The following is a 23,874-nucleotide window of genomic DNA, read 5'->3' as shown; positions in this document are numbered from 1 at the left end:
CATCACTCCCCGAACAGTCCGCGGATCGCCTTTTGCTGCGAATCCTCTCTCATTAAGGATTCTCCGACCAATACAGCCTGCGCCCCGTGCTTGTTGACGAATTGCAGGTCAGCCAAAGAACCGATGCCGCTTTCGCTGACCAGCAGGCAGCCGTCCGGTACAAGCTGCGCTATTTTTTCCGTTTGCGAAACAGAAGTACGGAACGTTTTTAAGTCCCGGTTGTTTATGCCGAGAATGTCCGGCTGAAACACTTGTAAAATCCGTTCAAGCACAGTTTCATCATGGACTTCAACGAGAACGTCCATGCCCTTCTCGCGGGCTTCCAGATAAAGCTCATGAAGCTCTGAAGGTTCCAGCGCTTCCCCGATCAGCAAAATGGCATCGGCGCCGATCCTGAACGATTCCTCCACCTGAATGGAATCAATAATAAAATCTTTTCTCAGCACGGGAAGAGACACGGTTTGTTTAACATCTGTCAGAAATTGATTTCTCCCCTGAAAAAAACGGGTATCCGTGAGAACTGAAAGGGCGTCGGCTTTAGCCGCTTTATAATCCGCCGCAATCGTTTCCGGAACAAAATGCTCTTTAATCAATCCTTTAGACGGCGAAGCTTTTTTCACTTCGGCAATCAGCCCGATAAAACGGTTCGGGTCCAGGAGCGCTTCTTTAAAGGATCTCCGTTCAATTTGACAGGTTTCCGGCAGCACGATGGATTTGATTTCTTCTTTTTTCTGCTGAATGATTTGATCAAGCATACATTTCTTCCTCTTTCTGTTTCAGACGTTCGAGCTGCCTTTTGGCATCTCCGTTTTGAATCGCTTCTAAGGCGGTTTTCGTTCCTTCTTTCAGATCGTTTGCAAGACCTGCCGTATAAATGGCCGCGCCCGCATTTAAGGCAGTAATATGCAGAGCGGATGACGGAGCTTTATTTGCAAAAATATTCTGAATGAGGAGCGCGCTTTCTTCCGATGAACTCACTTGAATATCCTTTAGTGAACCTTCTGTAAAACCGAATTGTTCAGGTGAAACGGAATATTCCAGACGTTCACCGTTTTTCAGTTCAATGATATCGGTCGGTGCTGAGATGGACAGTTCATCTAATCCGTCACGGGCCGACACAAGCATGACGTGTCTGACATCAAATTGTTCCAAAGCGCTTGCCATCAGGCGCGCTTTATCAAATGAATAGACGCCGATCACCTGCCGCTTCACCTGCAGCGGGTTGCTGAGCGGACCCAGCAGATTAAATACGGTTCGGAAGCCAAGCTCTTTTCTTGCGGCGGCGACGTGCTTCATTGACGAATGAAACAGCGGCGCAAACAAAAACCCCATTTGTTTCATTTCAATGCTGCGTTTGACGCTGTCTGGTGTGGCTTGAATGGAAACCCCCAGCTTTTCCAGCACATCCGCGCTGCCGCTTTTAGACGAAACGGAGCGATTTCCGTGCTTGGCAACTTTAGCTCCGGCGGCAGAAGCTGTAATCGCCGCTGCCGTGGATATGTTAAACGTAGAAATCCCGTCTCCGCCTGTTCCGCACGTATCAACGACATCCGCCAAGCCACCTGATGTCTGTGCCCGCGCCCGCATCACTTTTACAAATCCGGCAAGCTCCTCCGCCGTTTCACCTCGGTGGGCTAATACCGATAAAATCCCTCCGATCTCAGACTGCGACATGTCCCCGTTCATCATCATCTCCATCAGCTTTTCGGCTTCTCCGGTTTTCAGCGTACGGCCATTAACGCACGATTGCAGAAATTTGTTCATCCGTCTTCTCCTCCCCGCCAGAAAAGATGTCTTCTGCGATTTGAATCGTTTTTAAAAGCGCCCCCGCTTTATTACAGCTTTCTTCATATTCGGCTTCCGGGACGGAATCGGCGACTATTCCCGCGCCCGCCTGCACCGACGCCGTACCGTTTTTGACACTCATGGTGCGGATGGTAATACACGAATCAATCGACCCGTCAAATCCGATATAAGCGATACATCCGCCGTAGGTTTCTCTGGAAGTCGGTTCTAATTCATTTAAAAGCTGCATCGCGCGGATTTTCGGAGCGCCCGTGAGTGTTCCTGCCGGGAATGCGGACATCAGCGCGTCAACGGGATGGACGCCCTGTTTTAAACGGCCGGTTACAACAGAGATGATGTGCATCACATGTGAAAAAGAAACGACCTTTGTGAATTCCGGAACGGCTACGGAACCGTACTCCGCAACTCTGCCGATGTCATTGCGCGCAAGATCGACGAGCATGTAATGTTCAGCTTTTTCTTTTTCGTCATTCATCAGCTCTTTTTTCAGGCGTTCATCTTCTTTTTTTCCGGCGCCCCTTCTTCTCGTTCCGGCAATCGGATGAATTTCCAGGTGCCTGTCATGCACGCGGATCAGACGTTCAGGCGAACTCCCGACAATGTCTCTGTCAGGCAGTTTGATATAGTACATATAAGGTGAAGGATTGACGATGCGGAGCACCCTGTACAGCTCAAATGAATGTCTGGATACCGGAATGTCAAACTTTTGCGAAAGCACCCCTTGAAAAATGTCTCCGGCTTTTATATATTCTTTCAGTTTATCGACGCCGGCCATAAACTCTTCTTTCGTATAATTGGATGTCACAGCGGCAAAACTTGGCGTGTCAAACGTTTCTTTAGAAAAAAACGGCTCTTTCATATCTTTCGATTCTGTCAAAATACCGATAAGCTTACGAAGCTCCGCGCAATTTTCTTTAAAAACGGCCCGCTTTTCTTCCTCCGTCTCCCGGCCGTTAAGCTCCGCATATTGAATGAAATGCACTTGTTTCGTTTCGTGGTCGTACGCGATGATTTTCCGGCAGACAAACAGCATACATTTTTTGAAATCTGTTACTTTCGCGTGGCTTGGCACGGAAGGCTCAATCAAAGGAATCATGTCATAGCTCAGATAACCGACCGCCCCTCCCGAAAATGGGATATCAAGCTCGGGTGTTTTAATGCGGAAGCTCTCATTCATCCAGTCAAGCACGGCTTTTAATTCTCCGGCTTCAAACAGCGTATGCCCATTTGGATCAGCGGCAGTGAATGTGTTATGACTCTCTTTAATCGTGATAAAAGGATCAAGGCCGATAAAAGAGTATCTCGACCAGCTTGACGACTCATCCTTGCTTTCTAAAAGATACGTAATGTTTCTGTCCAGTTTTTCAACCATCTGAATGGGTGTGATCGTGTCGACCGTAAAAGTCTCTGCGATTGGAATGGTGCGGTGTGTCAGACTGTCCTTTAAAAATAAAGAAACATCCGATTGTAAATTCATGATTCTCCTCCTTACGGTAAGGAGAATGAGATGAAGAGTGAGAGGAGTCTTGCGTATAAGAAATAAACCCAAAAGAAAGGCTTCTTTTGGGCAGAATAAAAACGTGTTTATCTCAGCTCAGCTAAACTCATTCTCTGCTACCCTATTCTAAACTCAACTGTTCAATGTCTTACTTACCAGCTCTATACACACTCTTGTGTATTTCTAAGCTTTGTTTATCGTATTACATGTCAGTATTTTTTGTCAATGATAAATCCGGCCTTAACACAACGGCTTTTTCTAAATAGACATGCTTGATTTCATCCTGAGGCGTATCCGTCTGAACCGTCATCAGGACACGGATACACTTTTGCAGAGCGCCGGTAACATCCATTTCCTGCATGCACGTCACCGGGACGTACTGCCACCCGGAAAGGCGGCGGACCGCTTTTGCCGGAAATACGGAATGGATATCAGGCGTGGCGGATAACAGGATCTGTACAACGTCTTCCGGCTTGCATCCATTTTGTTCAATGATTTTTTCAAGCAGCTGCTGTGTTTTTTCTAAAATTTCTTGTTCGGTGTCTTGTTCCACCGTTGTTGCTCCGCGAATGCCGCGTATCATCATGCTGTTTCCTCCATTCGCCATTTGTTCAGCAAATTTTCGAGCTCATCTTTTGAAAGCATGCAGTCCCGCGCTTCGCCTAATTCCTTTAACACGATGAACTGTGTCATGCCTCCGCGCGTTTTTTTATCATTCATCATCCGGGCGGAGAGAACCGGCGTTTCAATATCTTGTCTGATGCTTCCCGGATAGCCGAGCCCAATCAGCCATTGTGTAAGTTCTTTCCTGTTCATCTTGCAACCCGCAACCTGTTCACTCACGTAAAGGGCAAACTGCATGCCGAGGGCGACCGCATCTCCATGTGTAATCCGTCCGTAGCCGTATTCCGCCTCAACGGCATGGCCAAGCGTATGGCCGAAATTCAGAAAAGCTCTTATCCCCTCTTCCTTTTCGTCCTCACGCACGACGGCCGATTTGATTGAAATTCCTTTATAAATCATTTCATTCAGCTCAGCGCTTGTCAGTCCTTGCAACGTGTCAAATGTGAGAAGTTTTTCTAAAAAAGCATGATCGGCGATAAACGCGTGTTTGATCACTTCAGCCATACCAGATCTCAGCTCTTGTTCCGGCAGGGTTTTCAGAAGCTCCGTATCGTAAATCACCGCTTTCGGCTGATAAAACGCGCCGATTAAGTTCTTTCCGAGTTTATGGTTGACGGCCACCTTGCCGCCGACCGCGCTGTCATGGGCAAGCAGTGTCGTCGGCATTTGAATGAAATCAATTCCGCGCATAAAAGTTGCTGCGCAAAAGCCGGCCAAATCACCCGTCACGCCGCCTCCGAAGGCGATCATACATGAGGAGCGGTCCATATGGAAAGCGATCGCTTCCGTTTGAATCCGTTCATACTCTTTTAGAGACTTCGCTTCTTCTCCGCTTGGGACGATCACTTTTTTCACGGGCCATGTTTCGTTTAAAAACCGGAACATCTCATCACCGTAAAGCCGGTCAACTTCAGCATCGATGATGAGAAGGATCTTTGTCAGCGGCCTGTTCAGTGAAGACAAAAGGGCAGCGGCCTGTTTCCTTATACCTTCACCGATATACACGGGATATGCGGAGGAAGCTGTCCGAACCTCAAGCTCTTTCATCAGAATTCCCTCGATAATTTTTTCATGTTTTCAACATTTTCTTTAATTCGGTCGATCTGGTCAAGCCCGAATTGTTCTACGACGGCATTTGCGATTTCCCAGGCCACTGCTGCTTCAGCCACTACGCTTGCTGCCGGAACCGCGCAGCTGTCTGAACGTTCAATGCTCGCAGTAAACGGTTCTTTCGTTTCAATGTCGACGCTTTTCAGCGGCTTATACAAAGTAGGGATCGGTTTCATAACGCCGCGGACGACAATCGGCATTCCCGTCGTCATACCGCCTTCTAATCCTCCGAGCCTGTTTGTGGCGCGTGTATAGCCTTTCTCTTCATCCCATACGATTTCATCATGAACTTCACTGCCGTTTTTGCCGGCCGCTTCAAAACCGATGCCGAACTCTACGCCTTTAAACGCGTTAATCGACAGAACGGCAGCAGCGAGCTTGCTGTCCAGCTTACGGTCATAGTGGACATAGCTTCCGACACCGACCGGCATGCCTTCGACGATCACTTCAACGATTCCGCCGATCGAGTCGCCGTTTGCCTTCGCTTCATCAATGGCTGCCATCATTTGACGGCCTGCTTCTTCATCGTAGCATCTGACCGGTGATTCTTCCGTTACCCGTTTGAGATCCTCAATGGATGTGTAATCGGTTTTCTCTGCTTTTACGCTGCCGATTTGAAGGACATGTCCGGCGACTTTAATGCCAAGCTCCGCTAAAATCTTTTTAGCGACGGCTCCGGCAGCCACGCGAACCGTTGTCTCACGCGCGGAAGATCGTTCTAACACATTTCTCATATCACGGTGATTATACTTAATAGCACCGTTCAAATCTGCGTGTCCCGGTCTCGGTCTTGAAATCTGGCGTTTCATTTCACTTTCTTCTTCTTCTGTAATCGGTGCGGCGCCCATGATTTTTGTCCAGTGAGTCCAGTCTTTATTTTCTACAACGAGCGCGATCGGTGAACCGAGTGTCCGGGCATGCCGCACGCCGCTTGTGATCTTCGCTCTGTCCGTTTCAATCTGCATGCGGCGTCCGCGGCCGTGCCCTTTTTGACGTCTGGCAAGCTCAAAATTAATGTCTTCTTCAGTTATATAAAGCCCCGCAGGCACACCTTCTATAATTGTCGTCAGCTGCGGACCGTGTGATTCTCCGGCTGTTAAGTATCTCATTTCTTTCTTCTCCCTTCATCGCATTAACGCTTTTAAGTAAAACTATACCACAAGTTTTCATTAAATGTCTTCTATCTTTTTTGATAAAAAAATGTATCAGTGCTCTCAAGGCCGAATTTTTCCGGGCTGAAAATCTGTTCTGTACTGCCGACAAACAGAATTCCGTTCTTTTTCAGACTGCCCGCCATTTTCACATACAGCTCTTCTTTTGCTTTTTCAGTAAAATAAATAAAGACGTTGCGACAGACAATCAGATCAAAATCCTGTTCATAGCTGTCGGCAAGCAGGTTGTGCCGCTTAAACCGGATGTTTTTCTGAATCTCTTGTTTTACTTGATAACTGTTGTCAGCCTGCTTAGTGAAATAACGGCTTTTCACGGAAGCCGGCACCTCTTGCAGCGAGCGTTCCTGATAGATGCCCCGCTTGGCTTTGCTTAGCGCCTTTTCATCAATATCTGTCGCCAATATTTCAAATCCGGCCAGTCCCGTCTGCTGATTGAGAATCATCGCCAAAGTATAGGGCTCCTCTCCCGTTGAACAGGCCGCACTCCATATTTTTAACGGTTTGTTATGCTTTATTAATGGGAGAATTGAGGTTTCAAGAACTTCCCACCGTTTATAATTTCGGTAAAATTCAGAAACATTGATCGTCATTCTGTCCAATGTTTCGTTTAATAAAAGCTTGTCCTTTTCCAAAGCGGCGGCAAATTCCTGAAAATCTCTGAACCCCTTCTTTTCATAAAGGGACGTCAGCCGCCTTTTCATCTGTGCTTCTTTGTATAAAGATAAATCAACGCCGGTTATTTGTTTCCACTTGGTGATAAAAATGTCGTAAGGCTCCATTGCTTCTCTCCCAATCTCGCTGTCTTTTGTCCTAGTATAGCCTGTTTTCTGTCGAAATTGTACGATTTCAATAAAAAAATCAGCCCGCGGGCTGATTTGTGAGAAACGAAAAGACAGGGCAGCGCAGCCTCTGTCTTTCATAAATGATGTAAACCTTTTCATAATACGAGAAAAAGAAAGGCTGACGGCTTAGTACACCCAGTCGGCCATTAATTTTTGATACGGTACAAGCTCTTCCTGTTTAAAGAAAATGTGAATTTCCCGCTCAGCGCTTTCTAAGGAGTCTGAACCGTGAATGATATTTTTGCCGACAAACATGCCGTAGTCACCGCGGATTGTGCCCGGCAGTGCATCTTTCGGGTTCGTTTTTCCGATCAGCTGTCTTGTGATCTCTACTACATTTTCCCCTTCCCATACCATTGCAAATACGGGTCCTGATGTAATAAATTCCACAAGCTCGCCGAAAAACGGCTTCCCTTTATGTTCAGCATAATGGGTTTCAGCCATCTGTTCTGAAACTTGCATTAGCTTGGCTCCTGCCAATTGTAAGCCCTTACGCTCAAATCTGGATAAAATCTCTCCGATCAGCTGGCGCTGTACGCCGTCCGGTTTTACCATGATAAAAGTTTTTTCCATAAGATTCTCCACCCCATCATTATGTATAGGCTTTCAAGTTGCACACCGAAATCGTAACATCTTTCTGACAATTAATCAATCCAGGGCGGAGAATGTTCACATCTTGTTCGTAAAAGGAATTTAAAATTTCCGTTTGCCGATATATTTGGCGATGGCGGCCAATGATGAGCGCGCACGTCCTCTCGGCAGTGTATTCAGTTTTTCAAACGCTTTTTTTAAGTACCTGTCACTGACGGCCATTGATTTTTCAATCGCGTCTGTGCGTTTAATATTTTCAATAATGGGGGCGAGCTGCTCCTGTGTTGTTTCACTGTTAATTAATTTCAGCTGATTTTTCAATTCAGGCTGACGGAGCGCGTACAAAACGGGCAGAGTGACATTTCCTTGCAGCAGATCCCCTCCGACCGGTTTTCCCAGTTCCTCTTCCGTTGAAGTGAAATCAAGAATGTCGTCAATAATCTGATAGGACATGCCCACGTAATAACCGAACCAATATAATGCTTTGTGAATCTTCTCATCAGCTCCCGAAGCGATGGCGCCGAGCTGGCAGCTGACGGCAATGAGAAGAGCCGTTTTCCGTTTGATGCGGCGCAAATAGGTTCTGAGGTTTTGTTCCATATTGTATTTATCTCTGATCTGTTCAATTTCTCCGAGGCATACTTCTACGATGGTTTTGGACAGGATCCGGTGGGCTTTCGGCTCATCCAATCTCGTCATCATCTCAAGTGAGCCCGCAAGCATATAATCACCGGTATACATAGCGATGCGGTTGTCCCACTTGGCTTTGATGGTCGGTTTTCCCCTCCGCAGCTCGGCGTCATCAATGACGTCGTCATGCACGAGGGATGCCATATGAATCATTTCCAGCGTCACCGCAACATATTTTATTTTATTAATGTCATAGTCACCAAACATGCCGGAAAGCAATACGAAAACAGGGCGGATCCGCTTGCCGCCCGCCTGGAGCAGGTGGAGCCCGGCTTCACTCAGCAAGGGATAGTCTGACCGCACCGTTTGCTCAAGCTCCCTTTCGATCACATCAATATCGTCATTTAAAAAAGAATAGGCCATTTTAAATTTCATATCATTCACCCAAACATCTGTATATTCATCATTTCCAACCGATATGCGTAGCGGCCACTCCGCCGGTAAACGAATGGTATTTGACATTCGTCAGGCCCGCTTCTTCAAACAGGCGCGCAAGTTCTTTCATACCGGGAAATTCTCTTGCCGATTCTTGAAGCCAAGAATATTCTTTATAGCTCTTCGCAAACATTTTTCCGAAGAAAGGCATGATGTATTTAAAATAAAGAAAATACGCCTGTCTGAATCCGAACATTTCCGGCTGGGATGTTTCCAGACATACGACCTGCCCGCCCGGTTTGACGACCCGCCGCATTTCTTTCAGCACGGTCAGATAGTCGGGAACGTTCCGCAGCCCGAAGCCGATGGTGACAAAATCAAAAGAATCATCAGCGAAAGGAAGCTCCATCGCATTTCCGTGCAAAAGCTCAATTTGGCTGTAACCGCCCTCTTTCACTTTTTTCTCACCGATGCTCAGCATATTTTTGCTGAAATCCAGTCCTTTGATTTCGCCGCTTTTTCCGGCCGCTTCTGCGAGGGCAATCGTCCAGTCAGCCGTTCCGCAGCAGACATCAAGCGCTTTTGCGCCTTCTTTTACATTCATGATCTGCATCGTTTTATCGCGCCATTTTTTATGCTGCTGAAAACTGATGACAGAGTTCATTTGGTCATAATTTTTATAGATTTTTTCAAACACGCCGTGTACGCGCTGTTCTTTTGACTCCTGCATGTTGATTACCCTTCTTCCACTTTCTGATGATATGTTTTGTCCTGGCTGATCGCTTTAAGCCGGTTCAGCATGAGGTTTTGGATTGGTGAATTGAGCGGCAGCAGCGTTTCAATGCTTTGCTTTGCCTTTCGGAAGCTATCTTCCATTATGTCAGCCTTTGATTTCCCTGACTTTACAATATTGCCGATGACATCGAGAAATATAGCATTGCCGTTCATCAGCCGCTTATATACAAAAAAATCACTCGCCAGCTCTTTCCAGCGCGGAAGATTAAAGTGGTCTGACACTCTGTGAAACAGGGCCGCTTCCACAATCGCCATGCTTTCGATCAATTGATTCAAGTCATTGACAGACCGATCGTACAGACGGATTTTATGCTCATTGATTTCTTTAATTGCCGTAGCGAGCGTCCGAATCATATAGATATCCTTCATTTCAGATAAAAGCGAATAATACAGTCCGCTGAAATAGTCGCCGGCAAGCACGGTGAGCTGCCGGTTTTTATTTTCGTCTCGCTTTAACGCTCTGGCTGTTGTCACTTCATCGTGGGTATCAAGGGCGCTTTGGACAAGCATCGCAGTTACTATGTAATTTTCTCTGTCGTTGTTCTTAATGTCCGCCTCTTCAAACAAAGCGTGAAAAAGAAGAAGCTTATCCTCATCGATTTTAGGCGCAGAAATATGTTTCGCTAAATAAGGATGAGACAGCTTTTGTTTTAATTTCATATTTAGATTCGCTAAAGTTCCGTAGATGTCTTGCAAAAATATCACCCTTGTCCCCAAATTCACATTTATTCTAATATGTATGAGATTTACTCGTCATTATTATACGCAGGTATCATTATAGCATAAAAAAAAGAAATTGGCTGTATTCTCCCGCCGTTTGCGGGCATTTGGCAAAAGCGGGAAACAGCCGGCTTATTTTTTTTCGCTGTTAATTTCTCCGTAAGCGGTCTGGATGAGGGCGTTGCCTCTCACTTTGATGGCAGAGGTATGCTCAGTAAACTGAGCGATAATCACTTCGCCTTTGTCCAGTTTTTCGGAATGGTGAAATTTCGTATCCGTTCCTCTCGTTAAACCGATGACGTTCACGCCGTCCTCGACCGCTTTAATGACGACAAAATCACTTGAATGCTTTGAATTCATATCTGCACCCTCTATCATTATTAATCCGCACGTTTAATATGTTCTAACACTTCGGAACGCGCCGCTGCGTCATCTTTAAAAATACCTCTTACAGCGGAAGTCACTGTTTTTGCACCTGGCTTTCTTACGCCCCTCATTGTCATGCACATATGCTCAGCCTCGACGACAACCATGACGCCGTGGGGATCTAAGGTCTCTACGATGCTTTCTGCAATCGTTGAAGTGATGCGCTCCTGCAGCTGCGGGCGTTTTGAGACGGCTTCCACCGCCCGCGCCAATTTACTCAGGCCCGTCACTTTGCCGCCGCGCGGAATGTAGGCAATATGCGCTTTTCCGTAAAAAGGAACAAGGTGATGTTCACACATGGAATGAAACGCGATATCTTTTACAAGAACAAGCTCCTCATGGTCTTCTCCGAAAACGGTTTTAAAGTGTTCTTTCGGGTCTTCATTTAATCCCGAGAATACTTCCGCGTACATTTTCGCCACGCGTTTCGGCGTATCTAAAAGCCCTTCCCGGTCCGGGTCTTCTCCAATCGCCTCTAAAATCTGGCGAACCGCCTGTTCAATCTGTTCTTTATTAACTTCTTTCATTGTCTGTGTCCTCCACCATTGAATACATTTAATTTCGATTCTAGCACATTTGCCGCGCCAAAAGCAAAACGAAAGTCCTGCCCGGTGACCGAGGCTGCTTAAATATGAAAAGCCCCTTTATCAAGGGGCTTTTCTGTGAAGAAACAAAGTGTATGTATCAGATGCATACACGATCTATATTCACAATTATTTTCCTGCAACAGCGTCTTTAAGAGCTTTACCTGGTTTGAAAGCAGGTACCTTGCTTGCAGGGATTTCGATTTCTTCACCAGTTTGCGGGTTACGTCCTTTACGTGCAGAGCGCTCGCGCACCTCAAAGTTACCGAAACCGATCAGTTGGATTTTATCACCGTTTTTAAGTGCATCTAAAATCGTATCAAAAACAGAATCAACTGCTTTTGTAGCGTCTTTTTTAGACAATTCGCTTGCTTCAGCAACCGCATTGATTAGTTCTGTCTTGTTCATGCCTTTCACCTCCTCCCAAAAGGGTATCAAATCAGCAGTTTATTATCATTTCTTCACAGTTCAGCCTGATTCTAAACCTGTCTGATAAAAAATCAAAGCAGGGAAGAACAGACAAGTAAACGGCTTTTCAAAAGAAAACAGACACTTTGAGGAATGTTTGTCCAACAAAGTGAAGATTTTCTGTATGTAGAGTAACACATATAAAAAGCCATATCAAGCATTTTAAAGCCTCAATCCCTTGCTCGTCAAGGTTTTCACGTGTTTTACCGAACAAATATTCCTTTTTTTGCTTTTTTCCTCCTAATCCTTGATTGATTTCCAGTATCTAAAAAGAATAAAAAAAGACCCCCCGTTTCAGGAAGAGGTCCTTCAGCTTACAAAATAATGGCGATCAGGCCGCCTGAGCCTTCGTTAATAATTCTCTCCAGCGTTTCTTTCAGTTTATATCTCGCATTTTCCGGCATGAGTGACAGTTTTGCGGAGATTCCTTCTCTTACGATAGAGCTCAATGATCTGCCGAAAATATCGGAGTTCCAGATAGAAAGCGGATCATCTTCAAAGTCCTGCATTAAGTAACGGACAAGTTCTTCACTTTGTTTTTCCGTCCCGATGATCGGCGCGAATTCACTTTCCACATCCACTTTGATCATATGAATGGACGGAGCGACCGCTTTGAGCCTTACTCCGAACCTTGATCCCTGTCTGATGATTTCCGGTTCATCAAGGCTCATATCGGCTAAGGCCGGGGCGGCAATGCCGTAGCCGGTCTGTTTCACCATTTTCAGCGCATCTGATACCTGATCATATTCTTTTTTCGCGTGGGCGAAGTCCTGCATTAATTCAAGCAGGTGGTCTTTCCCGCGGATTTCAACACCGACAACTTCTTTTAAAATCTGGTCATATAAATGATCCGGCGCATACAAATCAATTTCTGCGACACCCTGGCCAAGTTCGATTCCGGCCAGACCGGCGCTTTCAATAAACTCAAATTCACTGAAGTGGCCGACAACCCGGTCGACATCGCGCAGGCGTTTAATATCTTTTACGGTTTCTTTCACTGATTCCTGGTAGCTCTCTCTGAGCCAGTGATTTTCTTTCAGCACCATGACCCAGCTCGGAAGGTTGACATTGACTTCCAGCACAGGGAACTCGTAAAGCGCTTCTCTGAGGACGCTTAACACATCTGTTTCCCGCATGCTTTCAACACTCATGGCGAGGACGGGAATATCATATTTCGCGCTTAATTCAGCTCTGAGCGCTTCTGTTTCCGGGTGGTACGGTTTTACCGAGTTGATGACCATAATAAACGGTTTGCCGACTTCCTTCAGCTCGTCGATGACTCTTTCTTCCGCTTCCACGTAATCGCCCCGCGCAATATCGCCGATTGAGCCGTCTGTCGTAATGACGACCCCGATTGTGGAGTGTTCCTGGATGACTTTTCTCGTACCGATTTCCGCTGCCTCATGAAAGGGAATCGGTTCTTCGTACCAAGGTGTATTGATCATTCTCGGGCCGTTTTCATCCTCATATCCCTTCGCCCCGGGAACCGTATATCCCACACAATCCACAAGACGGATGTTGACATCAAGTCCTTCCGCGACATGAACGGACATGGCTTGATTCGGGACAAATTTTGGTTCTGTGGTCATTATCGTTTTTCCTGCTGCGCTTTGCGGAAGCTCATCCTGCGCCCGCGCTCGATCGGCCTCATTGCTGATATTCGGGAGCACCACGAGCTCCATAAATTTTTTAATGAATGTAGATTTCCCTGTACGGACAGCGCCAACGACTCCTAAGTATATATCGCCCCCTGTTCGTTCAGCGATATCCTTGAAAATATCGACCTTTTCCAAGTGATCCCCTCCCGGACTTCCTATCCTTATCATTTTTCATTCACCATTCTCCAATCAAATACAGGACACTATATGTGTATGACGTTGTCCTATTTCAATATGACATCTTTAGAAAATTTTCAGGCAGTCTTTTCTATCAAAATCAAAAAAACCTTTCTCCCTATTTGTATGCGCGGGAAAAAGGTTCATTCCTGTTTCGTTTGACTTTCTAAAAAAACGGGTTCCTGTTTTTCATTTACGGTGTATGTGACTGAAAAGGCCGGGACGAAAGGAGTCTCTTTCCATAAAATATCTTGAATTTCCGCGCCCGGTTTGATTTTCTTTTTGTTTTCCTTCAGGCAGCGGGCGAGATCGACGCGATAGTCGGCATAGATTTCTCCGTCAGCACCGATTAAAAGCGGCAGAGACGTGCCTGAAACCGGACTTTTGACTGAAGGAGAGTCTTTCGTGCCGAGCTTTTTTTTATTTAAAGTGAACAGCCCTTTTGAAACGGCGTCCTCATAGGGAGGATATGTATGCTTTTCCTGATACATTTTGACACGCAGCTTCATGTCGCGGATTGCTTCCGCCATTTGGAGATCGACCAGCTTGACGGTCGGCTTATGTTCCACATCGACAAGCACGTATTGGTACATTCCCCCGCTTTCATAAGCTGAGGCCGGCGGCTCCTCTATGTATCTGGGCGCGAGCCGCTTAAAATCTATCGGATATTTTTGATAGAGCGGTGTTTTCATATCTTTTGTCTGAATCGGCAGAAGTCCGCCGTTCGCCTTTTTAAATTCATCCACTGCCGCTTGCACCTGCTGAAGCTGATGTTTGTAAGATACTTTATTTTCAGTTTTTTCCGCTTCAGGGTACAGACAGCCGGACAGCAGGAGCACCGCCATTGCCGTTATGACGGCCATTTTTAACTTATGCATTCCGCGCCCCCTTTTTGCTTTATTCATTGACAGGCCCGCTGAAAACGACCATTAACACGATCAATCCCGAGATGACCATGCAGGCATAAGCGAGTGAAGAAACCGCTGCTTTTATCAGTTTGTTTTTCACTTTGTACCTGCTGACATAAATAGAGGCCACTGCAACAAACATTAATCCCATAGCACCAAGCGCAAACCACATTTTCATCAATGCCACACTCACGTTCGTGCCCCCCGTCCCATCATTGTAAGCGTTATATTTCATTTTAATATACAAATGTTGAAAAGATCAACAGGTTTTCCATCTATTGAAAAACAAAAAAACTGAAGCAAAGAGGGGGACTTTGCTTCAGTCAAGTTGACTATATTCACCTGTACGTCTGAGATACACTCTCTTGGACTTCGATGCTATAGTATGCGCAGATGCATACGTCTGCATCCTCTTCTGCCTAAATCAGCAAATGTTTTAAGCGATTTCAGCCGGAGAGTTCTGCGTTTTGGACTTTCGTCACTTCAGAATATGCTGACGGCATGGTATTGTCACTTCACCCGGTTTTCGAATGTGTTGACCAAGTCTTCCATCTCATGGGTTTTCACTCTGGCCATTAAGGATTCTACGGCCGTTTCTACCTTCTGCCCGTTAAATAATACTTGATGAAGCGCCTCTGTGATCGGCATTTTCACTTGGTATTTTTGAGACAGCTGATACGCAGCTTTCGTCGTCCGCACGCCTTCAACAACCATCCCCATCTTATCCAGGACAGCTTCCAGCTTATATCCTTTGCCGAGCAGGTTGCCGGCGCGCCAGTTTCGGGAATGAACGCTTGTACACGTCACGATTAAATCGCCTACGCCGGTCAGGCCGGAAAAGGTGAGCGGATTTCCGCCCATCTTTGTGCCGAGTCTGGCGATTTCAGCAAGACCTCGGGTGATTAAGGCCGCTTTTGCATTATCTCCGTATCCCAATCCGTCTGTAATCCCCGCTGCAAGAGCGATGATATTCTTTAACGCTCCCCCTATTTCCACACCGATCATATCCGGATTGGTATAGACGCGGAAATGCTGGTTCATGAATAAATCCTGAACCGCTTCTGCAGCCTTGATATTTTTTGAAGATGATGTAACAGTCGTCGGGTGTCTTAATCCGACTTCCTCAGCGTGGCTCGGCCCTGAAAGCACGACGATGTCTTTTCTGTACTCCTCAGGCAGCTCCTCTTCCATTAATTCTGAAATGCGGAGAAGCGAATCCGGCTCAATTCCCTTGCTGACATGAACAAAAATCGATTGTTTCGGGATGTACGGCAGAGCCTTTTTCAGCACTTCCCGAATGGCTTTTGTCGGAACTGCCACAATGATGAAGTCAGCTCCTTTTAAAGCCTCGCTTAAATCAGCTGTACCGATGATAGAACTTGATAGCTCCACCCCCGGCAGGTAATCTTTGTTTTCATGCAGTTCGTTGATTTGATCGATCAATTCGGCACGGTGTCCCCACATCATGACTTGATGTCCGTTATCAGCCAGCACTAAAGAAAGTGCAGTGCCCCAGCTTCCCGCTCCAAGCATTGCCACTTTTTTCATCTCTGTATCACACCTTTTTATTTTCTTGCTCTTGCAAATATTTTAATTGGCGTACCTTCAAATCCGAAAGCGTCCCGGATTCGGTTTTCTAAAAAGCGTTCATAAGAAAAATGCATCAGTTCCGGATCGTTGACAAAAACAACGAAGCTCGGCGGCTTAACAGCGACTTGAGTCGCATAGTAAATTTTCAGACGGGAGCCGTTGTGCGTCGGAGTCGGATTCATGGCGACCGCATCCATAATGACATCATTTAAGATATTTGTCTGCACGCGGAGAGAGTGGTTTTCACTCGCTTTAATAATCGCAGGCATGAGTGTATGAATCCGCTTTGTCGTCAGTGCCGACATAAACAGCACCGGCGCGTAATCGAGAAATTGGAAATGTTCCCGAATATTCTGTTCAAATTCTTTCATCGTGCGCTCGTCTTTATCAACGGCATCCCATTTGTTTACGATAATGACGACGGCTTTCCCGGCTTCATGGGCGTATCCGGCGATCCGCTTGTCCTGCTCAAGGATGCCTTCTTCTGCATTCAGCACAACGCCGACGACGTCTGAGCGGTCAATGGCTTTTAACGCCCGAAGCACACTGTATTTTTCTGTTGTTTCATATACTTTACCCTTTTTTCTCATTCCCGCCGTGTCAACGATTACAAATTCCTGCTGATTGTAGGTGAACGCCGTATCCACAGCGTCTCTAGTCGTTCCGGCTACGTTGCTCACGATAACCCGCTCTTCGCCGAGCATCGCATTGACAAGGGATGATTTTCCGACATTCGGGCGGCCGATCAGGCAGAATTGAACGACATCATCACTGTACTTCGTCTCCGGAATGTTTTTAAAATGCTCGGCACAAGCATCGAGCAAATCTCCCAATCCTAAACCGTGTGTGCCCGAAATCGGATACGGTTCTCCAAAGCCGAGCGCATAAAAGTCATAGATGTTCGCTCTCATTTCGGTATTATCTAATTTATTTACGGCTAATACGACCGGTTTTTTCGTCCGGTACAGTATTTTCGCCACTTCTTCATCCGCAGACGTCACACCTTCGCGGCCGTTCACCATAAAGATGATCACATCAGCCTCGTCCATGGCGATTTCAGCCTGCTGGCGGATCTGTGTCAGAAACGGTTCGTCTCCGATATCAATTCCGCCCGTATCAATCAGGTTAAAATCATAATTCAGCCATTCCGCCGAACTGTATATCCGGTCCCGCGTCACTCCGGGGGTATCTTCTACTATTGAAATTCTTTCACCCGCAATCCGGTTAAAGATTGTGGATTTTCCCACATTCGGTCTTCCGACAATGGCTACGACAGGTTTACCCATAGTACCCTTCCTTTCAATCCAGCCGCTTACATTTTCACAAAAAATTGTTCAACCGGTTATTAAAAATCATCTTCGCTATGAAAAGAACCCTTCAAACAGAAGGGCTTAACTCATTTATTATATCAGTTTTCACTGAGATCACAATGTATTCTTCAAAATGTTTCGCATTCATGTAACAGTCTCCGTCTGTTTTCAAGACATTTTTGTCGCTCCTTTGCCCTGCTTTTTGCTTTTTTGGCTGATGCGCGCCGCAAGCTGTTCATATGTAGTCAGCCCGACGAGAAGAATCACTCCCGCCGAACATCCTGAAAGCCATTTATAATCCCCGACGGCTGCAGCACCCGCAATATTGCGGATGACCGCAGCATACAATAGCTCCCCCTGGCACATGCCGAGAACAAAAAGACAAAGCCTCTCAGGGAACCGCCCCTCAACGGAAAGCGTAATAACGGTAAGCAGTATAACCGCCGCCCATTCAGGTTTTATGATAAACCAAACAGGATCATATAATGCAAAAAGAAAAATAAAGCCGTACGCCGCAGCCGCCGTCAGATGAATCACAATATTACGGAGCCGTTTATGCATGCCGAGGCTTCCCGCATAAACAAATGCCGCAGCAAAAAACATGACATATGCCGCATTCAGCGTAAAATAAGCCGTAATCTGATGTATGCTTGCCATCATATTAGTCAAAATAAAGACTGATACGTAAAAACGGCTTTTTGTTTTGGCAAAAATAAAAGTCGCAAGTATCCATAAAAACCACATTGACCAGTAATAATAAAACGGTTCCATAATCGCTCCTCCTCTGATCAGTATGGAGCGGGAACGCATTTTTTAAACCAATTATGCCTGAAAGGAGCGGATAAGGATGGGAAAAGACAGACAGGAGAAAAAACTGAAAGCCTCCCGACGAGTGGAATCTGATCGCGATGATTCGATTCACCATAAAGGAGCGACAAGCCTTGAGCAAAACGGGGAATTCCGAAAAAGAAAATCGTAAAAAACAGAAAAAGGCATGCGGGTTCGCATGCCTTTTAACGTCTGCTGAAACGGGACGTGTCAATCCCCCGTTCAGAAAGCCAGTGATGTGTGTCACCTTTTATGACCAAAGGCGCCTTTTGCAATTGGGAAACCGATTGGCATCCGAGGGCGGTCATAATCATTTTCAGCTCTTGCAAAAGCGCCGTCATCTCGTCAAACAGGCCCTCTTCTCCTTTAGAGGTGAGAGCTTTCAGAAAAGTGCCCGCCATTCCCGCGCCGGAAGCGCCGAGGGCAATCGATTTGGCGACATCCAGGGCGCTTTGCAGCCCGCCGGATGCGATAATTGATTGATCAGCGGAGAGCGAGTGGATTTCCGCTAAGCTTGCGGCAGTGGAAATCCCCCACGTATTAAAAAATTGAAGCGCCTTCTCTCTGCGCATATTTTCAATCTTAGAGAAATTTGTACCGCCGTATCCGCCGGCATCAACTGCTGCTGCGCCAGCATCAAATAACTGCCGTGCCGATTCCCTGCTCATTCCGAAGCCGACTTCTTTGACAAAAACGGGAACTCCCGCTTCCGCCGCAATCCGCTCAATACGGCCGAGAGCGCCAGTAAAGCTTCTGTCACCCTCTGGCATGACGATCTCCTGAATCACATTTAAATGAATCTGGAGGGCATCTGCTTGAATCATATCAACTGCTCTTTTCGCTTGCTCGGCATCCGCCTCGCTGCCTAAATTGGCAAATATCAGCCCGTCCGGATTCTCTTTTCTGACGATCTCGTAAGAACACCGTTCGGAGGGATCTTTTAAAGCTGACATTTGCGAACCGACAGCCAGCGGCATGCCGGCTTTGCGCGCGGCTATTGCCAGCGATCTGTTAATTTCGTATGTAAGCTGTCCGCCGCCGCCTGTCATCGCATTGATAAAAATCGGCGAACTGCTTGTGAGTCCGCCGATTTTCGTTGATATATCCACTTTTTCCAATGCTAGGTTCGGTAGGCTGACATGAACAAACGTAATATCATCAAGCCCCGTTTCCCGGTTTTGGCCGGTAGACAGCGCATGATTTATATGTTCTCTTTTTCGTTCTGCTCGTGTCACGTTTTATCACCAATTTATTTTAATTTATTAAGCTTGTCTCCGATTAAATCGCCAAGCTGGAAGCCGGTGCTCGGCTCTTCTTTCGCCTGGTATTGGCGGAAGTCCTCCTGATCGGCTTTCGGCGCTTCTTCAAGCTCACGCATGCTTAAGGAAATGCGCTCTTCGCTTTCGTTCACGTCAAGCACTTTCACTTTAACAGTCTGTCCTTCTTCAAGCACTTCATGCGGCGTTCCGATATGTTTATTGGAAATTTGCGAAATGTGCACAAGTCCTTCCACGCCCGGAAGAATTTCAACGAAGGCGCCGAAGCTTACAAGGCGCTGCACTTTTCCTTCAAGCACATCTCCCTGTTTTACCTTTTCGCCGATCTGGCTCCAAGGTCCCGGCAGCGTTTCTTTAATAGATAAAGAAATACGTTCGTTATCGCGGTCTACGGACAGTACTTTCACTTTTACGTCCTGACCTTCTTCCACCACGTCAGACGGTTTTTCGACGTGTGAATGAGACAGCTGCGAAATATGAACAAGCCCGTCAATTCCGCCGATGTCGACAAATGCGCCGAAATCAGTCAGACGCTGCACTTTTCCTTCAAGCACGCTTCCAACCTCAAGCGTTTGGAGAAAATCATGCTTTTTGGCTGTCTGTTCTTTTTCCACTACAGCCCGGTGTGACAGAATCACCCGGTTTTTATCACGGTCGAGTTCAACGACGATAAGAGAGAGGGTTTTCCCTTTATAGTCAGTGAAATCCTCGACGAAATGAGCTTCGACAAGTGATGCGGGAATGAAGCCGCGAACGCCGATATCAACGACGAGACCGCCTTTCACCACATCTTTCACTTCAGCTTCAAACACTTCTTTTGTGTCGAATTTTTTTTCAAGGTCTTCCCAAGCGCGGTCAGCATCAACGGCACGTTTAGATAAAATCAAAGCATCGTCTTCCACTTTTGTTACTTTCAGGTCAAGCTCGTCGTCAACTTTTACGACATCCGATGCTTTCTCTACATGAAGACTTGATAATTCACTGATTGGAATGATTCCGGACTGTTTGACATTGACAATTTCGACATCTACATGCTTGTCCTCTACCTTTGTCACAATCCCTTTTACTACATCTCCAACCTCTGGCACTTGAACATCAATTTGATTCATTTCCTCTGTCATTTGAATAACCTCCTTGGTCCAAACCTACACAGCTTAATTAATACGGTTTGAAAGCTGAACATGTGAATGTCCGCTTTTCAGCCGAATATGTATTAAAGAATCATCCAAAAAAGATTTTGAATGATCAATAAAAAGTTTTATTAGTATTAACTTCTAATAAATGGACTGGTTTGTCAAGCAATAACATCTTGTCTTTCGAAAAAAATTATAAAGCGCTCCGCCCGAAGTTAACGTGATTTCTGTTCGACGATCTCCAGAATTTTTCCTGCGACTTCGGCAATGCTGAGTGACGTCGTATCGATTTCAATCGCGTCTTCCGCTTTGCGCAGCGGGGAAACTTCCCTCTCTGAATCGAGTTTGTCGCGTCTGGCAATTTCTTCAATGAGCGTCTCGTAATTCACGTCATAGCCTTTTTTCTTATTCTCTTCATATCGGCGCTTCGCTCTTTCCTCTACGGACGCGAGCAGAAAAATTTTCACTTCGGCATCAGGCAGCACGTGAGTACCGATATCACGGCCGTCCATGACGACACCGCCTTTTTGTCCGAGCTGCTGCTGTCTTTTGACCATTTCTTCTCTGACGCCTTTATGCTTGGCGGCGATTGATACTTGGTTGCTGACTTCGTCTTTACGGATTTCTTCTGTCACATCTTCTCCGTTTACCAGAACGATTTGTCCTTCCGGAGCGGATACAAGCTCAATTTCCGTACGCTTCAGCAGCTCTGTAAGCGCTGCTTCATCAGTTAAATCGGCATTCTGCTTGAGCGCCGTATATGTAATGGCACGATACATCGCTCCTGTATCAATGTACACATATGATTTTTTCTCAGCCACTATTTTAGCAACGGTGCTTTTTCCGGCAGCGGCCGGCCCGTCGATCGCAATTGATAATTTCTTGTCCATAATCTCTCTCCTTGCTCTTTTCTCCTCTATGGATTGTATCATGAACTGCCGGAAAAGGGGCGAAAAAATTGAGCTGATTTACCGCTTTGCCGTTTCAATCCATTCTTTTTTCTCCATTTTATCAACTCCCTCATATTTCACAGCTTTCGAAATATAAGGTTCAATAGGCTGATAATGAAGCAAAAATTGCACCGCGCCCAAAATTATAAGCTGAATGCAGACCAATTTGACCAGCAGACGTTCAAACGTTTTCATATACGCGCACCTCCATTAGGATTAGTATGGAAAAGTGCGCTGCTGTTTATTCCGACAGACTGTTTCTTCTCTGCTGAAGCTGCGCGCGCATACAATATTGGAGTAAAAGCTGCTGTGATGCGGGATCGATTTCTGCAAATTCAAGCGTCATTTTTTGTTTATCCGCCTTTTCATCATAAAAAATCCGCTGGGTAACAGCCTCGGACGTAATATCGGCTGTATTTTCCTTGCCGGGAAGAGAAAATGAGACATACAGCTTTTCACCTGGTTCCGCGGAAATATGCTCAGGCATCACAACAGCGATTCCGCCGGCGCTGATATTAGAGGAAACCGTTTGGAAAGCGGTTTTTTTCGCTTCCATTTTGACGGATACATCCAATACTGCGTCTGCACGGACGTATCGGCGTCTTTGAATCCGCTTCATTTCCTCCTGAGGGGGGATGTCCAATCCGATCATCGGGATGGGGTCTTTTTTCTTTCCTTTGATTATGCTTTTAAATTGATACGGCACGTGGCCATTCCCCATAAATTCCGCTGTTATTTCCAATCCTTTATGCAAAAAGACCGTCCGTCCCGAATCCAGATCGACGGGATATGAGATGTGCAGTTCGCCGTTTTCAACGCTTACTGCTTTGCTCCTCGCTTTTTTGGGCTCATTGTTCTCTATGTATTCAATCCAAATATAATCTCCGACAGCTATCATGGGCCTTCACTCTTTCATTATTTATGCTTTTATTAAAGCATGTAACGAAAAAAAGGAAAAGACTTTTAGTCCTTTCCTCCTTTATTTTTATAGGTCTTTATATATAGGTTCTGCACTTTTTAACTTTTCTATTTTTTCCTCTTTTCCGTCGTCCGCATTAATGAACATTTGATACGTGTCTTTCCCGATCGTCCCAAGCATTTCGTAGCAAAGCACTTCCTGACCGAGCTCATTCGTGATCAGCGCCTGCCGCGTCTCCCGCACTTCAACATTTTTATTCAGCTTCGCTTTCGCTTCATCAGCTGACAAAGCGGGAGCCGGAATCGTTCTCGTGCGGTGCGCCGCCAGGTAATCACGCGCGGAAAAACCGACGACTTCACCATCATCCAGCGCCACTTTCATTCGGATGGCTTCCGGATAAATGCGGACGTTTTTCTCCACGGGGATAAAAGAAAAGACGCCGATGTTATTATATTGCGCGCTTTCATCAATTTCGAGGCCTTTTGTTTCATATCCATTTTTCTTTAAAAACGCGACGGCCCGGTTTGATGCTTCATTGAGGCTGATCTTTTGTTTCTTCACGGCCCGTTTTTGAATCAAATAGACCGGATGTCCGCCTTTTTGGGTAATATCCATATAGATAAAAGACTTGTTGTCCGCGTCTTTCATGCGGATGCTGTATACGTCCCGATTCGTTTTACTGCCGCTTTTGACCACTTTAATTGAATAATTATGATCAGGCGCAAACCGTTGTGCGATTTTGACCGCTTCTTTTTCCGTAATTTGTTTTCCTTTCAGATGCGTAAAACCTTTTCGTTCTGTATTTGCTCCCGTAAATGTGGGGCTGATGCTGTCTTCAGAAAAAGCGCCTACATTTTTTTCGACTGTTTTAAAGCTGTCGACGATCGTATTATCGCTTTGTTTTTTGTCAGAGGCGAGCGCCATCTCAACATCCATCCACCGTAAATTTTTGCTCATGACGAGATGCTGAACGCTGCGGAGCTGGTTTTGAATGTTCTCCGCCTGTTTGTACAGGCTGTTCAGTGTTGTATATTCTTTCTTATCAAGCGGTTTTTGGTCTAAATCCCGGACGGATGTTTTATAGCTGAAATCTCCTATGTTGGATAAAAACTCCTCCGTCTTATTAAAAGGCATGAGAGTCAGGGGCAGCTGGCTCACATTGTTATGAGCTTCAGATGTTATTCTCCATACATCAATGAGCGCCGGAGACAGAGATTTTTTACTGTTCATCGCAAGCGTCGTCCCGATTTTGTCGTGAAGCTGATCAACATGGTACGTCAATTCATGAAAAGCCCTCTGATAATTATTTTCCGCATGCAGAAGGACCGCATCTTTTTCCTGATGCTCTTTATATCCCCAGTATCCGGTTGCGGCGATCGCGACACCGAGAACAGCGATAATGATTCCTCTAATCATGTTAACA

At 46.0% G+C, this 23,874-nt stretch carries 27 protein-coding genes; 1 reads left to right on the top strand and 26 read right to left on the bottom strand.

Translation table 11 applies throughout. The annotated features are described in order from the left end of the window. Positions 1 to 2 precede the first annotated feature (2 nt). The 20 genes from trpC to ABK447_RS08675 all read right to left on the bottom strand — a co-directional run bounded on the left by trpC (position 3) and on the right by ABK447_RS08675 (position 18,115). The gene (trpC, locus tag ABK447_RS08770; protein ID WP_094031806.1) at positions 3 to 755 is read right to left on the bottom strand and encodes an indole-3-glycerol phosphate synthase TrpC; all 753 of its coding nucleotides are present in this window, start codon (positions 753 to 755) and stop codon (positions 3 to 5) included. Beyond that, positions 748 to 1,764: an anthranilate phosphoribosyltransferase gene (gene trpD / locus ABK447_RS08765; RefSeq protein ID WP_015240102.1), complete on the bottom strand. Its 1,017-nt coding sequence runs from the start codon at positions 1,762 to 1,764 to the stop codon at positions 748 to 750. The genes trpC and trpD overlap by 8 nt, the downstream gene beginning before the upstream one ends. Then, on the bottom strand, positions 1,736 to 3,283 hold the full coding sequence (gene trpE / locus ABK447_RS08760; protein ID WP_094031807.1) for an anthranilate synthase component I: 1,548 nt from the start codon (positions 3,281 to 3,283) through the stop codon (positions 1,736 to 1,738). Before trpE ends, trpD begins: the two co-directional genes overlap by 29 nt. 223 nt (positions 3,284 to 3,506) lie before the next feature. Next, positions 3,507 to 3,890 carry a chorismate mutase gene (gene aroH, locus ABK447_RS08755; protein WP_003153463.1) on the bottom strand — a complete coding sequence of 128 codons (384 nt, stop codon included), beginning with the start codon at positions 3,888 to 3,890 and terminating at the stop codon, positions 3,507 to 3,509. Beyond that, positions 3,887 to 4,975: a 3-dehydroquinate synthase gene (gene aroB / locus ABK447_RS08750; RefSeq protein WP_043021735.1), complete on the bottom strand. Its 1,089-nt coding sequence runs from the start codon at positions 4,973 to 4,975 to the stop codon at positions 3,887 to 3,889. Before aroB ends, aroH begins: the two co-directional genes overlap by 4 nt. Beyond that, the gene (aroC, locus tag ABK447_RS08745) at positions 4,975 to 6,147 is read right to left on the bottom strand and encodes a chorismate synthase (RefSeq protein ID WP_003153459.1); all 1,173 of its coding nucleotides are present in this window, start codon (positions 6,145 to 6,147) and stop codon (positions 4,975 to 4,977) included. Before aroC ends, aroB begins: the two co-directional genes overlap by 1 nt. A 71-nt stretch (positions 6,148 to 6,218) precedes the next feature. Beyond that, positions 6,219 to 6,989, bottom strand: coding sequence for a protein-glutamate O-methyltransferase (locus ABK447_RS08740; RefSeq protein WP_025284932.1), 771 nt, complete (start codon positions 6,987 to 6,989; stop codon positions 6,219 to 6,221). Positions 6,990 to 7,178: 189 nt separating this feature from the next. Further along, positions 7,179 to 7,625, bottom strand: a complete 447-nt coding sequence (ndk, locus tag ABK447_RS08735; RefSeq protein ID WP_012117865.1) for a nucleoside-diphosphate kinase — start codon at positions 7,623 to 7,625, stop codon at positions 7,179 to 7,181. 120 nt (positions 7,626 to 7,745) lie between these two features. Continuing rightward, positions 7,746 to 8,708 (bottom strand): heptaprenyl diphosphate synthase component II, encoded by a 963-nt coding sequence (hepT, locus tag ABK447_RS08730; protein ID WP_003153454.1) that lies wholly within the window; start codon positions 8,706 to 8,708, stop codon positions 7,746 to 7,748. 28 nt (positions 8,709 to 8,736) lie between these two features. Next, positions 8,737 to 9,438 carry a demethylmenaquinone methyltransferase gene (gene menG, locus ABK447_RS08725; protein WP_003153453.1) on the bottom strand — a complete coding sequence of 234 codons (702 nt, stop codon included), beginning with the start codon at positions 9,436 to 9,438 and terminating at the stop codon, positions 8,737 to 8,739. A 5-nt stretch (positions 9,439 to 9,443) separates the two neighbouring features. Then, positions 9,444 to 10,199, bottom strand: a complete 756-nt coding sequence (gene hepS, locus ABK447_RS08720; protein ID WP_015240105.1) for a heptaprenyl diphosphate synthase component 1 — start codon at positions 10,197 to 10,199, stop codon at positions 9,444 to 9,446. Positions 10,200 to 10,355: 156 nt separating this feature from the next. After that, positions 10,356 to 10,583: a trp RNA-binding attenuation protein MtrB gene (mtrB, locus tag ABK447_RS08715; protein ID WP_094031808.1), complete on the bottom strand. Its 228-nt coding sequence runs from the start codon at positions 10,581 to 10,583 to the stop codon at positions 10,356 to 10,358. Between the two features lie 20 nt (positions 10,584 to 10,603). Continuing rightward, the gene (folE, locus tag ABK447_RS08710; protein ID WP_003153448.1) at positions 10,604 to 11,176 is read right to left on the bottom strand and encodes a GTP cyclohydrolase I FolE; all 573 of its coding nucleotides are present in this window, start codon (positions 11,174 to 11,176) and stop codon (positions 10,604 to 10,606) included. Between the two features lie 186 nt (positions 11,177 to 11,362). Beyond that, on the bottom strand, positions 11,363 to 11,641 hold the full coding sequence (hbs, locus tag ABK447_RS08705; protein ID WP_003153447.1) for a non-specific DNA-binding protein Hbs: 279 nt from the start codon (positions 11,639 to 11,641) through the stop codon (positions 11,363 to 11,365). Positions 11,642 to 12,015: 374 nt separating this feature from the next. Beyond that, positions 12,016 to 13,494 carry a stage IV sporulation protein A gene (spoIVA, locus tag ABK447_RS08700; protein WP_007409454.1) on the bottom strand — a complete coding sequence of 493 codons (1,479 nt, stop codon included), beginning with the start codon at positions 13,492 to 13,494 and terminating at the stop codon, positions 12,016 to 12,018. A 185-nt stretch (positions 13,495 to 13,679) separates the two neighbouring features. Beyond that, the gene (locus ABK447_RS08695; protein WP_100001537.1) at positions 13,680 to 14,414 is read right to left on the bottom strand and encodes a hypothetical protein; all 735 of its coding nucleotides are present in this window, start codon (positions 14,412 to 14,414) and stop codon (positions 13,680 to 13,682) included. A gap of 19 nt (positions 14,415 to 14,433) precedes the next feature. Then, positions 14,434 to 14,637 (bottom strand): DUF2768 domain-containing protein, encoded by a 204-nt coding sequence (locus ABK447_RS08690; protein ID WP_003153435.1) that lies wholly within the window; start codon positions 14,635 to 14,637, stop codon positions 14,434 to 14,436. 317 nt (positions 14,638 to 14,954) lie between these two features. Continuing rightward, positions 14,955 to 15,992 carry an NAD(P)H-dependent glycerol-3-phosphate dehydrogenase gene (locus tag ABK447_RS08685; RefSeq protein ID WP_003153434.1) on the bottom strand — a complete coding sequence of 346 codons (1,038 nt, stop codon included), beginning with the start codon at positions 15,990 to 15,992 and terminating at the stop codon, positions 14,955 to 14,957. 17 nt (positions 15,993 to 16,009) lie between these two features. Next, the gene (gene engA / locus ABK447_RS08680) at positions 16,010 to 17,320 is read right to left on the bottom strand and encodes a ribosome-associated GTPase EngA (RefSeq protein ID WP_015240107.1); all 1,311 of its coding nucleotides are present in this window, start codon (positions 17,318 to 17,320) and stop codon (positions 16,010 to 16,012) included. Positions 17,321 to 17,512: 192 nt separating this feature from the next. After that, the gene (locus ABK447_RS08675) at positions 17,513 to 18,115 is read right to left on the bottom strand and encodes a hypothetical protein (RefSeq protein WP_012117870.1); all 603 of its coding nucleotides are present in this window, start codon (positions 18,113 to 18,115) and stop codon (positions 17,513 to 17,515) included. A gap of 76 nt (positions 18,116 to 18,191) precedes the next feature. On the opposite strand from ABK447_RS08675, the gene ABK447_RS08670 reads away from it, so the two are divergent. Beyond that, on the top strand, positions 18,192 to 18,323 hold the full coding sequence (locus ABK447_RS08670; protein ID WP_003153429.1) for a YpzI family protein: 132 nt from the start codon (positions 18,192 to 18,194) through the stop codon (positions 18,321 to 18,323). Positions 18,324 to 18,357: 34 nt separating this feature from the next. On the opposite strand, the gene fni is transcribed toward ABK447_RS08670, so the two are convergent. From fni to ypeB, 6 genes are all read right to left on the bottom strand, one after another. After that, the gene (gene fni, locus ABK447_RS08665) at positions 18,358 to 19,407 is read right to left on the bottom strand and encodes a type 2 isopentenyl-diphosphate Delta-isomerase (protein ID WP_052827609.1); all 1,050 of its coding nucleotides are present in this window, start codon (positions 19,405 to 19,407) and stop codon (positions 18,358 to 18,360) included. Positions 19,408 to 19,421: 14 nt separating this feature from the next. After that, positions 19,422 to 20,570, bottom strand: a complete 1,149-nt coding sequence (gene rpsA, locus ABK447_RS08660) for a 30S ribosomal protein S1 (protein WP_003153426.1) — start codon at positions 20,568 to 20,570, stop codon at positions 19,422 to 19,424. 227 nt (positions 20,571 to 20,797) lie between these two features. Beyond that, positions 20,798 to 21,472 carry a (d)CMP kinase gene (gene cmk, locus ABK447_RS08655; RefSeq protein ID WP_014305316.1) on the bottom strand — a complete coding sequence of 225 codons (675 nt, stop codon included), beginning with the start codon at positions 21,470 to 21,472 and terminating at the stop codon, positions 20,798 to 20,800. Positions 21,473 to 21,550: 78 nt separating this feature from the next. Next, the gene (locus tag ABK447_RS08650) at positions 21,551 to 21,727 is read right to left on the bottom strand and encodes a YpfB family protein (RefSeq protein WP_159078066.1); all 177 of its coding nucleotides are present in this window, start codon (positions 21,725 to 21,727) and stop codon (positions 21,551 to 21,553) included. Positions 21,728 to 21,773: 46 nt separating this feature from the next. Beyond that, on the bottom strand, positions 21,774 to 22,430 hold the full coding sequence (locus ABK447_RS08645; RefSeq protein ID WP_025284935.1) for a flagellar brake protein: 657 nt from the start codon (positions 22,428 to 22,430) through the stop codon (positions 21,774 to 21,776). An 87-nt stretch (positions 22,431 to 22,517) separates the two neighbouring features. Then, entirely contained in the window at positions 22,518 to 23,867 is a 1,350-nt protein-coding gene (ypeB, locus tag ABK447_RS08640) for a germination protein YpeB (protein WP_100001541.1), read from the bottom strand. Between the last annotated feature and the right edge of the window lie 7 nt (positions 23,868 to 23,874).

The organism is Bacillus sp. hwrm1 (assembly GCF_040207805.1).
GTDB lineage: Bacteria > Bacillota > Bacilli > Bacillales > Bacillaceae > Bacillus > Bacillus velezensis.
The sequence above is the reverse complement of the archived record's forward strand: the minus strand, read 5'-3'. Positions and strand labels throughout refer to the sequence as shown.

What these genes read in the sequence shown, in the direction of transcription:
- hbs (WP_003153447.1), bottom strand. Translation starts at nt 11,641, where the DNA reads ATGAACAAGACAGAACTAATCAATGCGGTTGCTGAAGCAAGCGAATTG.
- trpE (WP_094031807.1), bottom strand. Translation starts at nt 3,283, where the DNA reads ATGAATTTACAATCGGATGTTTCTTTATTTTTAAAGGACAGTCTGACA.
- ABK447_RS08740 (WP_025284932.1), bottom strand. Translation starts at nt 6,989, where the DNA reads ATGGAGCCTTACGACATTTTTATCACCAAGTGGAAACAAATAACCGGC.
- hepT (WP_003153454.1), bottom strand. Translation starts at nt 8,708, where the DNA reads ATGAAATTTAAAATGGCCTATTCTTTTTTAAATGACGATATTGATGTG.
- cmk (WP_014305316.1), bottom strand. Translation starts at nt 21,472, where the DNA reads ATGGACAAGAAATTATCAATTGCGATCGACGGGCCGGCCGCTGCCGGA.
- aroC (WP_003153459.1), bottom strand. Translation starts at nt 6,147, where the DNA reads ATGAGATACTTAACAGCCGGAGAATCACACGGTCCGCAGCTGACGACA.
- ABK447_RS08685 (WP_003153434.1), bottom strand. Translation starts at nt 15,992, where the DNA reads ATGAAAAAAGTGGCAATGCTTGGAGCGGGAAGCTGGGGCACTGCACTT.
- ABK447_RS08695 (WP_100001537.1), bottom strand. Translation starts at nt 14,414, where the DNA reads ATGCATAAGTTAAAAATGGCCGTCATAACGGCAATGGCGGTGCTCCTG.
- aroB (WP_043021735.1), bottom strand. Translation starts at nt 4,975, where the DNA reads ATGAAAGAGCTTGAGGTTCGGACAGCTTCCTCCGCATATCCCGTGTAT.
- folE (WP_003153448.1), bottom strand. Translation starts at nt 11,176, where the DNA reads ATGAAAGAAGTTAATAAAGAACAGATTGAACAGGCGGTTCGCCAGATT.
- ABK447_RS08650 (WP_159078066.1), bottom strand. Translation starts at nt 21,727, where the DNA reads ATGAAAACGTTTGAACGTCTGCTGGTCAAATTGGTCTGCATTCAGCTT.
- trpD (WP_015240102.1), bottom strand. Translation starts at nt 1,764, where the DNA reads ATGAACAAATTTCTGCAATCGTGCGTTAATGGCCGTACGCTGAAAACC.
- aroH (WP_003153463.1), bottom strand. Translation starts at nt 3,890, where the DNA reads ATGATGATACGCGGCATTCGCGGAGCAACAACGGTGGAACAAGACACC.
- menG (WP_003153453.1), bottom strand. Translation starts at nt 9,438, where the DNA reads ATGCAGGAGTCAAAAGAACAGCGCGTACACGGCGTGTTTGAAAAAATC.
- rpsA (WP_003153426.1), bottom strand. Translation starts at nt 20,570, where the DNA reads ATGACAGAGGAAATGAATCAAATTGATGTTCAAGTGCCAGAGGTTGGA.
- ypeB (WP_100001541.1), bottom strand. Translation starts at nt 23,867, where the DNA reads ATGATTAGAGGAATCATTATCGCTGTTCTCGGTGTCGCGATCGCCGCA.
- ABK447_RS08670 (WP_003153429.1), top strand. Translation starts at nt 18,192, where the DNA reads ATGGGAAAAGACAGACAGGAGAAAAAACTGAAAGCCTCCCGACGAGTG.
- mtrB (WP_094031808.1), bottom strand. Translation starts at nt 10,583, where the DNA reads ATGAATTCAAAGCATTCAAGTGATTTTGTCGTCATTAAAGCGGTCGAG.
- engA (WP_015240107.1), bottom strand. Translation starts at nt 17,320, where the DNA reads ATGGGTAAACCTGTCGTAGCCATTGTCGGAAGACCGAATGTGGGAAAA.
- trpC (WP_094031806.1), bottom strand. Translation starts at nt 755, where the DNA reads ATGCTTGATCAAATCATTCAGCAGAAAAAAGAAGAAATCAAATCCATC.
- ndk (WP_012117865.1), bottom strand. Translation starts at nt 7,625, where the DNA reads ATGGAAAAAACTTTTATCATGGTAAAACCGGACGGCGTACAGCGCCAG.
- ABK447_RS08675 (WP_012117870.1), bottom strand. Translation starts at nt 18,115, where the DNA reads ATGGAACCGTTTTATTATTACTGGTCAATGTGGTTTTTATGGATACTT.
- ABK447_RS08645 (WP_025284935.1), bottom strand. Translation starts at nt 22,430, where the DNA reads ATGATAGCTGTCGGAGATTATATTTGGATTGAATACATAGAGAACAAT.